The organism is Streptomyces sp. MA5143a (genome assembly GCF_900290235.1).
GTDB lineage: Bacteria > Actinomycetota > Actinomycetes > Streptomycetales > Streptomycetaceae > Streptomyces.
On sequence record NZ_OLMK01000086.1, the window covers coordinates 1 to 14,735 of the forward strand.

Sequence of the window (14,735 nt, forward strand, 5' to 3'; positions counted from 1 at the left end):
ACCCCAGCCCGTGCCGTCCGCACCGTCGGCGAACGCCTTGCAACGGCCGTCGGAGGCGAGACCGCCCTGGCGGGCGAATGCCTCGAACGCGGCGGTGGTGGCCATCACGGCGGCGCCGCCGACGAGGGCGAGGCCGCACTCGTCGTCGCGCAGCGCCCGGACGGCGTTGTGGAGGGCGACCAGGGAGGACGAGCAGGCCGTGTCGACGGTCACCGCCGGGCCCTCCAGACCCAGCGTGTAGGCGATGCGGCCGGAGAGGACGCTGCCGGCGGAGCCGGTGATGGCGTAGTCCCTGCCCTCCTCGGTGGTGAGGGCCAGGGCGGCGTAGTCGAAGTGGCCGGCGCCGACGAAGACCCCGGTGCGGCTGCCGCGCAGCGAGAGGGGGTCGATGCCTGCCCGTTCCAGAGCCTCCCAGGAGGTCTCCAGGAGGAGCCGCTGTTGGGGGTCCGTCGCCAGTGCCTCGCGCGGGGAGATACCGAAGAACGCGGCGTCGAACCCGGCCAGGTCGTGGAGGAAGCCGCCCTCGGTGGGGAGGGCGCGTTCGTCGCCCGGAGCGGTGGTGTGCCAGCCCCGGTCGGTGGGGAAGGGCGTGATGCCGTCGCGGCCCTCGGCGACGAGGCGCCACAGGTCCTCGGGCGAGCCGACGCCGCCGGGCAGACGGCAGGCCATGGCCACGACGGCCACGGGGTCGTCGCCCACGGGGTCCCCGGCGGATGCTCCGGCGCGTGACGGTGCCGGTGCCGCGGCGGGTCGCGGGGCCAGCAGGGTGCGCAGTTCGGCGGCGACCGCGGTGGGGGTCGGATGGTCGAAGACCAGGGTGCCGGGCAACCGCAGACCGGTGGCGGCGGTGAGCCGGTTGCGCAGGTCCAGGGCGGTCACCGAGTCGAGGCCCAGGTCGCGGAAGGCGGCGTCGGCGGCGACGTCGGCCGCGTCGCTGTGGCCGAGTGCCGCCGCGGCCGACGAGCGGACGAGGTCCAGCAGACGGCGATCGCGTTCACGGTCGGTCAGGCCCGCGAGGGACTCCACCAGCGCGGGTGCGGCGGCCGTCCGCCGCTCGTCCGGGGCCGGTTCGGTCGTCCGGGGCGCCGCCTCGGGGAGGTCGTCGAGGAGGCTGCGGTGCCGGGAGAGACGGAAGCCGGTGGCGAAGGCCCGCCAGTCCATGTCGGTGACCGTCAGCGCCGTCTCGTCGTGGGCGACGGCGTCGAACAGCGCGCCGACGGCGGTGTCCGGGTCCATGGCCCGTACGCCGATCCGCTCGAACACGCGCTGGGCGCGGGCGTCGACCATGCCGCCCCCGCCCCAACTCCCCCAGGACACACAGGTGGCGGTGAGGCCGCGGGCGCGGCGGCGGGCGGCGAGGGCGTCGAGGTGGGCGTTGGCGGCGGCGTAGGCGGCCTGGCGAGCGCCGCCCCAGACGGCCGCGCCGGAGGAGAACAGCACGAAGGCGTCGAGGTCCAGGTGGGCGGTGAGTTCGTCGAGGTGGCGGGCCCCGCTCACCTTTCCGGCCGCCATCGCGGCGAGGTCGGCGGGGGTGAGGGTGTCGAGCCGGTCGAGCGCGCTGACGCCGGCGGCGTGCACGACGGCGGTGAGGGGGTGCTCGGCGGGGATCGCGTCGAGGACGGCGGCCAGGGCGTCCCGGTCGGCGGCGTCGCAGGCCGCGAGGGTCACCCGGGCGCCGAGGGCGCGCAGTTCCTCGGCGAGGTCGGTGGCGCCGGGCGCGTCGGCGCCTCGGCGGCCGGTCAGGACGAGGTGGTCCGCTCCGTCCCGGGCGAGCCGCCGGGCGACGTGTCCGCCGAGGGCACCCGTGCCGCCGGTGATCAGGACGGTGCCGCGGGGCCGCTTGCGGGGGGCGGGAGCGGTGGTGGGGCGTGGCGCGCGGACGAGGCGGCGGACGCGGGGGCCCGTGGCGCGCAGCGCCCACTCCTGTTCGTCACCGGGGGCGGCCAGGACGGCGGCGAGAGAGCGGGCCGTCGTGTCGTCGGGCCGGTCGGGCAGGTCGATGAGGCCGCCCCACACACCGGGGGTCGTCTCCAGTCCGACGACCCGGCCCAGCCCCCAGACCTGGGCCTGTTCGGGACTGACGTCGAGGGCCGGCCCGTCGGCGGGGATCGTCCCGCCGACGGGAGGCGTCCCGTATCCGCGAGCAGCTCCGTCGGCGGGGGTCGTCCCGCCGTCGGAGGTCGTTCCGTCGGCGGGGATCGTCCCGCCGATGGGGGTCGCGCCGCCGCCCTCGGAAGCCGTCCCGCCGACGCGGGTCGTCCTGCCGTCGGGGGCCGTACGGTCCATGGAGATCGGCGTGCCCGCGCCGGGCGTTCCACCGGTGCGGGCCGTCGCCTGCGCGCGGGTCGTCCCGTCGGCCCCCGTGGCGACCGCGCCCCGGGTCAGGCACCACAGTGGGCCGGTGCCGCCCGCGTCCAGCAGGGCCTGGACGGCTGTGAGGGTGGTGGCGGTGCCGGCGGGGACGTCCGGGTGGTCGGGGTGCGGCCGTACGTCGGTGGCGAGCAGGGAGACGACACCGGCCGCGGAGGCGTGGCGGCGCAGCAGTGCGGCGAGTTCGTCGCGTCTGGTGGCGGTGGTGACGGTGATCCGGTCGACGTGGTCGGCGCCGCGGGCGAGCAGGGTGTCCGCCACCCAGTCGGCCGTCGGGGTGGGGCCGGGGACGAGGAGGACCCAGTCGCCGGTGGGCCGGGCGCCGCTCGGTTCCGGGACGGGTTTCCAGGTGACGCGGTAGCGGCAGCGGTCGATGGCGGCGGTACGGCGGGCCGCCGCCCGCCAGGCGGCGAGCGCGCGCACGGTCCCGGCGAGGGAGTCGTCGGACCGGACGCCCAGTTGTTCGGCCACCGCAGGTGTGTCGTCCCGGTCGACGGCCTCCCACAGGGCCGTCGTCGCGGGGTCGTCCGCGGTGGCGGGCGCGGGCCGGTCCAGCCAGTGCCGGGAGCGCTGGAAGGGGTAGGTGGGCAGGTCGACCCGGCGGGCCCCGGTGCCGGCGAGCAGGGCCGTCCAGTCGACGGGGGCGCCGTGCGCGTACGCCTCCGCGAGTGCCTCCACGAACCGTTCGGGACGGCCGCCGGGCCCTCGGCGCAGCGTGCCGGTGACCGTGGCGGCGGACTCGGCGGCCTCCACGGTGTCCTGGACGGCCGCGACGAGCACCGGGTGCGGGCTGATCTCGACGAACAGGGTGTGGCCGTCGTCGAGCGCGGCGCGGGTCGCCTCCTCGAACCGGACGGTGTGACGGAGGCTGCGGTACCAGTAGCCGGCGTCGAGCCCGGCGGTGTCCAGGCGTCCACCGGTGAGGGAGGAGTAGTAGGCGGTACGGCCGGGGCGCGGGCGCACCGGGGCGAGGAGGCCGGTGATGCGGTCCTCCAGGGCGGTGATCCTCGGGGAGTGGGAGGCGTAGTCGACGTTGACGCGCCGGGCGCGGGCCCCGTCGCGGGCGCAGTGGGCCTCCAGTTCGTCGAGGGCGGTCGCGTCGCCGGTGACGACGACCGCGGCGGGGCCGTTGACGGCGCCGATGTCGAGGCGGCCGGCCCAGGGGGCGAGGCGTGCGCGTACGGCGTCGGCGGGTTCGGCGACGGAGAGCATGCCTCCGCCGGCCGGCAGTTCGGTCAGGGCCCGGGAGCGCAGGGCGACGACGCGGGCGCCGTCGTCGAGGGTGAGCGCGCCGGCGACGACGGCGGCGGCGATCTCCCCCTGGGAGTGCCCCATGACGGCGTCGGGCCGGACACCGCAGGAGGCCCACAGCTCGGCGAGGGACACCATGGTCGCCCAGAGCACCGGCTGCACGACGTCCACCCGTGTCAGCAGGTCGGCGACGTCGGGGGCGCGCAGCACCTCGGTGAGCCGCCAGTCGGTGAACGGGGCGAGGGCGGCCTCGCACGCGGCCATACGGCGCGCGAACGCCGGTGAGGCGTCCAGCAGGTCCACCGCCATGCCCGCCCACTGGGAGCCCTGGCCGGGGAAGACGAACACGGTGCGGGCCGGTCCGGGGGCCGGGTGGTGGCCGTGCACGAGCCCGTGCGGGGCGGGGTCGTCGGCCGCCCCCGCGAGCAGGGCGAGCAGTCCGCCGCGGTCCGGGGCGAGGGCGACCGCGCGGTGCTCCAGGGGGGCGCGGGTCGTCGCCAGCGTCCAGGCGACGTCGGCGGCGGACGCGTCGGGGGTGTCCTCCAGGTGCCGGTGCAGGGTGCGGGCCCGGTCCCGCAGCGCGGCACGGGAGCGCCCGGTGAACGGCCAGGGCAGCAGGGGCGGCACGGCGAACGGGGCGGGCCCGGTCGGCTCCGGGGCGGTGCCGGACTCGCGATCGTCGGGGGCCTGTTCGAGGATGACGTGGGCGTTGGTGCCGCTGATGCCGAACGAGGAGACACCCGCGCGACGGGGCCGGCCCGAGTCCGGCCACGGCCGGCCCTCCGTCAGCAGGCGTACGGTGCCGTCGGACCAGTCCACCTCGGAGGTGGGTTCGGACGCGTGCAGGGTCGGCGGCAGGATCCCGTGCCGCATCGCCAGCAGCGTCTTGAGGACACCGGCGGCGCCCGCGGCGGCCTGGGTGTGGCCGATGTTGGACTTGAGGGACCCCAGCCACAGGGGCCGGTCCGAGGTGCGGCCCTCCCCGTAGACGGCGAGCAGCGCCTCCGCCTCGATGGGGTCGCCGAGGCGGGTTCCGGTGCCGTGGGCCTCCACGGCGTCGATGTCGGCGGGGGTGAGTCCGGCGTCGGCGAGTGCGGCCCGGATGACGCGTTCCTGTGCGGGTCCGCTGGGCGCGCTGAGGCCGTTGGACGCGCCGTCCTGGTTGACGGCCGTGCCCCGGACGACCGCGAGGACCGGGTGCCCGTGGCGGCGGGCGTCGGAGAGCCGCTCGACGAGGAGGAGGACGGCGCCCTCCGACCAGCCGGTGCCGTCGGCGCCCGCGCCGAACGCCTTGCAGCGGCCGTCCGCGGCGAGGCCGCCCTGCCGTTCGAAGCTGAGGAACGTGCCCGGGGTGGGCAGCACGCACACGCCGCCCGCGAGGGCCAGGTCGCAGTCGCCGCGCCGCAGCGCCTGGGCGGCGAGGTGCAGCGCGACCAGCGAGGAGGAGCAGGCGGTGTCCACGGTGACCGCCGGGCCGTCGAAGTCGAAGGTGTAGGCGATGCGGCCGGAGGCGACGCTCGCGGTGGTCCCGGTGAGCACATGGCCGCCGGTGTCGTCGGACGCCTCGTCCAGCCGCGGCCCGTACTCCTGGGAGACCAGGCCCGCGAAGACGCCGGTACGCCGGGACGCGGGCGAGCGTGGGGCGATCCCGGCACGTTCGAACGCCTCCCAGGCGGTCTCCAGGAGCAGCCGCTGCTGCGGGTCCATCGCCGCGGCCTCGCGCGGGGAGATCCCGAAGAAGGCGGCGTCGAAGCCCGCCACGTCCGTCAGGAAGCCGCCCGGGTACGCCACGTCCCAGCCTCGGTCGGCGGGCACCTCACCGATGGCGTCGTGGCCGCCGGCCACGAGGTCCCACAGCCGCCCCGGCGAGTCCGCGCCGCCGGGCAGGCGGCAGCCGACCCCGACGATCGCGACCGGTTCGCGCGCGCTGTCCTCGGCCGCGCGCAACCGCCCCCGGGTCTCGTGGAGTTCGGCCGTGACCCGCTTGAGGTACTCGACCAGCTTCTCCGCTTCCGCTTCCGCCATGTGCGTCACTCCCCGCGCTCCTGCAGGTCGGTACCGAGTTCCCGGTCGATGAAGGAGAAGATCTCGTCGACGCTCGCCGTCCGGAGCGCCGCGCGTACGTCGCCGTCGCCGTTCCCGTCGCCGGCGTCGTCCTGCCCGGCACCGGCGCCGTTCGTGGCGGTGCCTGCCCGGGGTGTGCCGTTGCCGCCCGCCGGTGGGGGTACGGCCGCGACCGCCGTGGAGATGACCGCGGACCGCTCCTCGCACCGGGCGAGCAGGGCGCGCAGGCGCCGCGCCGCGGCGTGCAGTTCGCCGGGTTCGGCGGGTGTCCGGGTCAGGAGGTCCTCCAGGTGGCCGATCCCGTCGTCGAGCGAACCCGCGGCGGACCGGGGCGCCGGCGCGAGCCGGGTGCGCAGGTAGCGGGCGACGGCCGCCGGTGTGGGCTGGTTGAACAGCAGCCCGGCGGGCATGCGGTGACCGCTCGCGGCGGTCAGCCGGTTGCGCAGCTCGACGCCCATCAGTGAGTCGAACCCCAACTCCTTGAAGGTGCGGGCGGCGTCCACGCGCCGCCCGTCCCGGTGGCCGAGGACCGCTGCGGCGTGCCCGCGGACCTGTTCGAGGAGGGCGGCCTCCTGTTCCGGGGCGGTGAGTCCGCCGGCGACGGTGAGGCGTGCGGCCTCGCTGTCGGCCCGCTCGTCGCCGCCGGGGCCGGTCCCGGCGGCCGCCCCGGCGGGGTCGCGCCAGGCGCTGCCTGCCAGTTCCCGGTACAGCGGTGAGGCTTCTCCGTCGTGCGCGGCGCGGCGCACCACCGGCAGGGAGAGCGCCAGCGGAAGCCGCAGCGCGGGGCCCGGCCTCAGCAGGGCGGCGTCCAGGAGCGCGAGGCCCTGTTCCGGGTCGAGCGGCAGGAGTCCGGTACGGCGCATCCGGCGCAGGTCGGTGTCGCTGAGCCCGGCGGTCATGCCCGTCGCGGGTCCGTCGACCGGGTCCGTGCCGGCCGGGTCCGCGGCGAGCGGGGCACCGGCTTCCGGGGCCCACGGTCCCCAGGCGAGGGACACGGCGGGCAGCCCCTGGCCGCGGCGCAGTTGGGCCAGGGCGTCGAGGAAGGCGTTGCCTGCCGCGTAACTGCCCTGGCCGGCAGCGCCGTTGACGCCGGACACGGAGGAGAACAGGACGAACGCGGAGAGGCCGGCGTCGGCGGTCAGCTCGTGCAGGTTCCACGCGGCGTCGACCTTGGGCCGCAGGACGCGGTCCAGGTCGCCGGGCTCGATGGCCTCCACCACGGCGTCGTGCAGAACACCCGCGGTGTGCACGACCGCCGTCAGGGGATGGGCGTCGGGTATCCCCGCGAGGACGGCGGCGAGCGCGTCCCGGTCCGCCGTGTCGCAGGCGGCGATCGTGACGTGGACGTCCGCGTCCCGGCGGAGGGCGGCCTCGATCCCGGCCGCCTCGGGGGCGTCGGCGCCCCGGCGGCTGACCAGCAGCAGCCTGCGTACCCCGTGACGGGCCACGAGGTGCCGGGCGACGAGCCGCCCGAGGGCACCGGTACCGCCGGTGACGAGAACGGTGCCGTTCGGGTCGAGGGCCGTGCCGCTCCGGTCGGCGAGGAGGCCGACCGGGGCGCGGGAGGTGCCGTTCAGGCCGCCGCGGGTCGCGTACGGGGTGGGGGCCGCCGCTTTCCCGCGCGGCGGCGTCCGGGGAGTGCCGCCTCGGTCCAGGTCGGCGGCTCGGGCCGCCGGCCGGACGACGCGGGGCGCGTACAGGCGGCCCGCGCGCACCGCGATCTGGGGCTCTCCGCAGGCGGCAGCGGTGGGCAGCGCGGTGGCGGACGCCGGGTCGTCGTCGAGGTCCACCAGGACGAACCGGCCCGGGTGCTCGGTCTGAGCCGAGCGGAACAGGCCCCACACGGGTGCCTCGGCGGGTTCGCACGGTCCGTCACCGGCCGCGACGGCGCGCCGGGTGACGACGACCAGCCGTACGTCGGTGAGGCGGTCCTCGGCCAGCCACGCCCGCGCCAGCCCCGCGGCCCGGTGCGCGGCGGCACGGGCGGCGTCGGGCGCGGAGGCGCCGGAGAAGGACTGCTCGGCGGGCGAGGTGGCGTCGGAAGGAGCGGCGTCGGAGGGGAAGGCGTCGGGAGGGACGGCGTCCGTGGCGGTCGTGCAGCGGGTGACGACCGTCTCGGGCAGCGGGACCGGTACGGCGAGGAGGGAGGCGAGGTCCGGGTGGCGGTCCGCGTCCGGTACGAAACCGGCCGGGAGAGTGCGCGGATCGCCGACCAGGGCCCAGCGGTCCGGCGGTGTGCCGGGCGGCGGCTCCAGGGGACGCCAGGCCAGCTCGTACGGGAGGGCCTCGTCGTAGGGGTGGGCGGAAGCCTCCGCGGGCGCGGGCCGGTGGCGCGGGGTGAGGGCGCCGACCGTCGCGACCGCCCGCCCGTCGGTGTCGGTGACGGTGACGGTGACGGTGTCGCCGTCCGTCGGTGTGATGCGGGCTCGCAGCCGTCCGGTGGGCGTGCCCCGCACCGTGACGTTCCGGTAGGTCGCCGAGTGCCAGAGCGCCGCGCCGCCCGTCCGGGTGAGCCTCAGGGCGTGCAGCACGCTCTCCAGGAGTGCCGGGTGCAGTCCGAAGTCCTCGGCGGCGACCTGGTCGGCGTCCGGCGTGATCAGCTCGGCCCAGACCTCGGTGCCCCGCCGCCACAGCGCGCGGAGCCCGGCGAGGCCCGGCCCGTGCACGACCGCGTCCGCGAGGTCGGGCCCGTCGGCGGCCGACGGCCGCACGTCGACGGGCTCGGCACCTGTCGGCGGCCACGTGGCTACACCCCCGGAAGGGGCGGCGACGTGCGACGGGCGCTCCCCACCGGTCCCGGGGGCGTGCCCCGCCACGGGGGCGGTGGCCAGGGTGCCCTCGGCGTGCCGGATCCATCCGGTGTCGCCGTCGTGGGGGCGGGCGTGCACGGTCACGGAGCGGTGACCGTGCGCGCCGCCCTGCGGGCCGACCGTGACCTGGAGGTCCAGGGCACCGCGCCGGGGCGGTACCAGCGGTGTCACGGGCAGCAGGTGCGCGACCCGGCCCGCGCCGGTCTCCCGGGCCGCGACGACCGCGAGGTCCAGCAGGACCGAGTCGGGGACGGACACCCTGTCGAGGACGGTGCGGTCGGTGAGCCAGGGCTGTCCGACGGCGTCGACGCGTCCGGTCAGCAGGGTGTGCCCGGAGTCGGCGAGCGTGACGGCCGAGGTGAGCAGCGGGTGGTCGAGCGGGGTGGCGCCGGGCGCTGTGGTGGTGCGGGCCGGGGTGGGGGCCACCCAGTAGCGGCGGCGCTGGAAGGCGTACGTCGGGAGTGTGTCGGGGCCGGCGGGCGGATGTCCCGCGAAGACCGCGCCCCAGTCGGGGGTGTGGCCGGTCACGTGCAGTCGCGCCACGGCCTCCGCCGCGCCCGGCGCCTCCGCCCGGTCCCGGCGCAGGACCGGCACGACGAGGGCGGGGGCGGGCGTGCCGGGCTCCTCCGTCAGGGACTCCCGGACCATCGCGCTGAGCACGCCGTCCGGCCCCAACTCGACGTAGCGGGTGGTTCCCAGGTCCCTCAGCCGCAGCACGGCGGCGTGGAAGCGGACCGTCTCGCGGACGTGGCGGACCCAGTGGGCCGGTGAGCACAGGTCGTCGGCGGTCGCCTCCCCGCCGGTGCGGTCGCTGATGACCGACAGGGCCGGAGGGTGGTAGGCGACCGAGTGGGCGACCTCCTCGAAGGCGGCGAGCATCGGGTCCATGTGGGGCGAGTGGAAGGCGTGGGAGACGCGCAGCATCCGGATGCGGCGGCCCCGTCGTTCCCAGTCCCGTGCCGTACGCGTCACGGCCTCCGTGTCGCCGGAGATCACCACGGCGGCTGGGCCGTTGACGGCGGCGAGGCCGATCTGGTCCTCCCGGCCGGCGAGGTCGGGCAGGATCTCCTCCTCGGTGGCCTCCACGGCCGCCATGGCGCCGGTCCCGGGCAGCGCCTGCATCAGCCGGCCCCGTGCGGCGACGAGGCGGCAGGCGTCGGGCAGGGAGAACACCCCGGCGACGTGCGCCGCCGCGAGCGCGCCGACGGAGTGCCCGAGCAGATGGTCGGGGACGATGCCCCAGTGCTCCAGCTGGCGGAAGAGCGCCACTTCCAGCGCGAACAGGGCGGGTTGGGCGTACTCGGTGCGGTCGAGCAGGCCCGTCTCGTCGGCCAACACCTTCGTGAGGGGCTGCGCCAGATGCGGTTCGAGGTGCGCGGCCACCTCGTCCAGCGCGCGCCGGAACACGGGCTGCGCCGCGGCCAACTCCGTTCCCATGCCGCGTCGTTGGCTGCCCTGGCCGGTGAAGAGGAACACGGTGCGGCCCTCGACGGCCGTCGCCCGGAACGCCGAGGCCGTGCCGGCGCCGGAGGCCAGGGCGTCGAGCCCGGCCAGCGCCTCCGCGCGGTCGGCGGCGACGACGGCGGCCCGGTGCGGGAGCGCGGCACGGGTGACCGCGAGCGCGTGCCCGATACGGGCGAGCCCACCGGGTTCCCCGAAGGCGCCCTCCACCTGCGGCACGACGGCCAGCCGCGCCCGCATCCGCGTGACCTGCGCCGTCAACGCCTGCTCGGTCGCGGCGGACAGTACGAGGGGTATGGGGGACGCGAGGCGACCTGGGCCGGGACCGGTGCCGGTCCGGATCGCCTCGGCCTCGGGGGCGTCCACGAGGGGGGCCTCCTCCAGGACGACGTGTGCGTTCGTCCCGCTGATCCCGAACGACGACACCGCCGCCCGGCGGGGACGGCCGGTGTCCGGCCACGGCCGCGCCTCCGTCAGCAGTTCCACGGCCCCCGCCGACCAGTCCACCTCCGCCGTCGGTTCGTCCACGTGCAGGGTGCGCGGCAGTGTCCCGTGCCGCAGGGCCAGCACGGTCTTGATGACGCCCGCCACACCGGCCGCCGCCTGGGCATGCCCGATGTTCGACTTCAACGACCCCAGGTACAGCGGCCGCTCGCGGTCCTGCCCGTAGGTGGCGAGGAGCGCGTGCGCCTCGATCGGGTCGCCGAGCCGGGTCCCGGTGCCATGGGCCTCCACGGCGTCCACGTCCGACGCCGACAGTCCGGCACGGGCCAGCGCGTCGCGGATCACTGCCTGCTGGGCGGGGCCGTTGGGCGCGGTGAGACCGTTGGAGGCGCCGTCCTGGTTGATCGCGGAACCGCGCAGCACGGCCAGGACCGTACGGCCGTTGCGGAGGGCGTCGGAGAGCCGTTCCACGACGAGGACGCCCACGCCCTCGGACCAGCCGGTGCCGTCGGCCCCCGAGGCGAACGCCTTGCACCTGCCGTCGCCCGCCAGCCCGCCCTGCCGGGCGAACTCCTCGAACAGACCGGGTGTGGCCATCACCGCCACGCCGGCGGCGAGCGCCGTCGTGCACTCCCCTCGGCGCAGGGACTCGACGGCGAGGTGGAGCGCGACCAGTGACGACGAACAGGCCGTGTCCACGGTGACGGCGGGTCCCTCACAGCCGAGGACGTACGACAGACGGCCGGAGAGGACTCCGGCGGTGTTCCCGGTGAGCAGGTGGCCCCGCAGGTCGTCGGGCGCCTCGTGGAGCCGGGGCCCGTACTCCTGGGACATGGCGCCGACGTAGACGCCGGTCCGGGTGGACCGCAGGGAGGAGGGGGCGACACCGGCCCGTTCGAGGGCCTCCCAGGCCGTCTCCAGGAGCAGGCGCTGCTGGGGGTCCATCGCCAGGGCCTCACGCGGCGCGATGCCGAACAGGTCGGCGTCGAAGTCGGCGGCGTCGGCGAGGAATCCGCCCCGGTGGGTGCCGTCGCCCCAGCCGCGGTCGGCCGGCGGCGGGGAGATCGCGTCGACGCCGGCCATGACGGCCCGCCACAGTCCCTCGGGGTCGTTGAGGCCGCCGGGCAGCCGGCAGGCCATGCCGACGATCGCGACGGGCTCGTCGGCGGGGACGGGAACGCCCGTGGTGGGCCTGGTCTCCGCCGTGCCGTCCTCGGTGAGTCGCCGGGCGACCTCCGTGGGCGTGGGGTGGTCGAACAACAGGGTGGTGGGCAGCCGCCGGCCCGTCACGGCGCCCAGCCGGTTGCGCAGTTCGAGCGCCAGGTGGGAGTCGAAGCCCAGATCCTTGAAGGTCAGTTCGGGGGCGACGTCCGCCGCCGACCGGTGCCCGAGGACCAGGGCCGCCTCCGCCCGCACGAGGTCGAGCAGGTCACGCGGGCCACGTGGATCACGCGGGCGGTCGGGCACCGCCCCCGCGCGCTCGGCACGCGCGCCTGCCGCATCCCCGCCACTCGTCCACGGAGCCGGCACGCCCTCGGCACGCGTGCCCGGGGCCGTGCCGGGCCACCCCTCCTGGCCCTCGGCCGGAGCCAGCCAGTGGCTGCGCCGCTGGAAGGGGTACGTGGGCAGGTCGAGGCGTGGGGCGGGCCGGTGTCCGGCGGAGGCGGGCGCCCAGTCGACATCGGTGCCCGCGACGAACGCCTGGGCCAGCGCGGCGGTGATCTGCGCGGGTCCGCCGTGGTTGCGGCGCAGCGTGGGGACCACCACGGGCGCCGTGCCGGTCTCCTCCACGGTCGCGGCGACCGCCGTGGTGAGGACCGGGTGCGGGCTGATCTCGATGAAGGTGTGGTGGCCGGCCCGCGCCAGGGCGGTGACGGCGGGGGCGAAGGCGACCGGCTCCCGCAGGTTCCGGTACCAGTAGGTGCCGTCCTGGCGCGGCCCGTCCTCCCCGAGCACGATCCGTCCGGGCTCGACGGTGGAGTACAGCGGGACACGGCCCGGCAGCGGGGTGACGTCGGCGAGCGCGTCGAGGAGTGCGGCGCGGACGTCCTCGACGTGGGACGAGTGGGAGGCGTAGTCGACGGCGACCTGGCGGGCGCGGACGTCGTCGGCGGCGCACGAGGCGAGCAGTTCCTCCAGTGCGTCGGGGGCGCCGGACACCACGACCGCGCCGGGGCCGTTGACGGCGGCGACCTCGACGCGTCCGCCGAGGGCCGCCAGCCGCGCCCGGACGCGGGCCTCCGACTCGGGTACGGCCACCATGCCGCCCCGGCCCGAGAGTCGGCGGGCGATCAGTTCGGCACGGCGTACGGCGATCCGGGCGCCGTCCGTCAGGGAGAGCACGCCCGCCACACAGGCCGCGGCGACCTCGCCCTGGGAGTGTCCGACGACCGCGGCGGGCTCGACGCCGTGGGCGCGCCAGACCTCGGCGAGGCTGACCATGACGGCCCACAGGACGGGTTGCAGCACGTCGACCCGGTCGAGCCCCGGGGCGTCGGGGGCGGCGCGCAGGACGTCGGTCGGCGACCAGTCGACGCAGGCCGTGAGGGGCTCCTCGCAGCGGGCCCACGCGGCGGCGAAGTCGGTGTCGCTGTCGAGGAGTTCGGCGGCCATGCCGACCCACTGCGAGCCCTGGCCGGGGAAGACGAAGACGGGACCCGCTCCCGCGGGCGGCAGGGGGCCGGGGTGGGTGACCAGGTCGGGGGTCCGTTCACCGGAGGCGAGTGCGGCGAGGCCGCGCGTCCCGGCCGGGCTGTCGGCTGCGAGCACCACCGCGCGGTGCGGGAACAGGGTGCGGGTCGTCAGCAGCGCGTGGCCGATGTCGGCCGGCGGTGCGTCCGGGGCGGCTTCCAGCAGGGCCCGCGCCTGATCGGCGAGCGCTTCGGGCGTCCTGGCGGAGAGCACCCACGGAACGACCGCGGTCCGCTGCTCCCCGGTGTCCGCGTCCGCCCCGGTGTCCGGGCTTCCACCCCGGCCGTCGACGCCCTCGTCCTCCCCGCCAGGGCCCGGGTCCAGCGCGCTCCCGCCTTCCTTCCCCTCCCAACTCGACAGGATCATGTGGCAGTTGGTGCCGCCGAGCCCGAAGGAGCTGACGCCGGCGACGCGTGGTCCCTCGGTGTCGGGCCAGGGCTCGGTGGTGCGCTGGACGGTGAGGCCGAGGTCGTGCAAGGGGATCCGGGGGTGGGGCGTGTCGTGGTGCAGGGTGGGGACGAGGCGGGCGTCGCGCAGGCACAGCACCGTCTTCAGGAGGCCGGCGATACCGGCCGCGCCCTCCAGGTGCCCGATGTTGGTCTTGACCGACCCGACGCGCAGCGGCCGGCCGGCCGGCCGGAACGCGCCCAGCGCCTGTCCGAGCGCGGCGGCCTCGGCGGGGTCGCCCTCGGGGGTGCCGGTGCCGTGGAGCTCGACGTACTGGACGTCCCCCGGCTCGATGCCCGCCCGCTCGCAGGCGAGGGTGAGCACCTCGCGCTGCGCCCGGGGGTCGGGGACGGTCAGGGCGCTGCCGCCGCCGTCGTTGTTGACGGCGCTGCCCCGGATCAGGCAGTGCACGCGGTCACCGTCGGCGAGGGCCCGGGAGAGGGGTTTGAGGACGACGAGACCGCCGCCCTCGCCCCGGACGTAGCCGTTGGCGCGGGCGTCGAAGGTGTGGCAGCAGCCGTCCGGCGAGAGCGCGCCGAGCCGGGCGACGGCGAGGGTGCTCTCGGGGGACAGGATGAGGTTGACTCCGCCCGCGAGGGCGAGGGTGCACTCTCCGCGGCGCAGGCTCTCCACGGCCAGGTGGACGGCGACGAGGGAGGAGGACTGGCCGGTGTCGACGGTCAGGCTGGGGCCGCGCAGGCCGAGGGTGTACGAGACGCGGTTGGCGAGGAGGGAGCGCTGCACCCCGGTGAAGGTGTGCGGGGTGACGGCGGCGGGGCCGTGCCGATGCACGAGGTGGGCGTAGTCGTCGGCGAGGGCGCCGACGAAGACCCCGGTGCGGGTGCCGTTCAGCCCGGCGGGGACGGCGCCCGTGTGTTCCAGCGCCTCCCAGCCGAGTTCCAGCAGCAGTCGCTGCTGGGGGTCCATCGCGGCGGCCTCGCGCGGGGAGATCCCGAAGAACGCGGCGTCGAACCCGTCGACGCTGTCGAGGAACCCGCCGCGCGGGCAGATGCCCGACACGTCGGGGACGGCGGCGCGGCGTGCGTCGGGGATTTCGACGACGGCGTCACCACCGTCGGCGAGCAGGGCCGCGAACCGGGCCGGGTTGCCCGCTCCGGGCAGTCGGCACGCCATGCCGACCACGGCGATCGCCTCGGACGCGGCCGTCATCCGCTTCCCTCCCTGTGTTCCGGACGT

The 14,735-nt window shown here is 76.8% G+C and carries 2 protein-coding genes; both read right to left on the bottom strand.

Annotation, left to right across the window (positions count from 1 at the left end; translation table 11 throughout):
* Nucleotides 1-5,655: SDR family NAD(P)-dependent oxidoreductase (locus SMA5143A_RS44215; RefSeq protein WP_441349508.1), on the bottom strand; the 5,655-nt coding region annotated here is incomplete at its 3' end.
* Nucleotides 5,652-14,708, bottom strand: a complete 9,057-nt coding sequence (locus tag SMA5143A_RS31860) for a type I polyketide synthase (RefSeq protein ID WP_107466320.1) — start codon at nucleotides 14,706-14,708, stop codon at nucleotides 5,652-5,654. The genes SMA5143A_RS31860 and SMA5143A_RS44215, both read right to left, overlap by 4 nt.
* Between the last annotated feature and the right edge of the window lie 27 nt (nucleotides 14,709-14,735).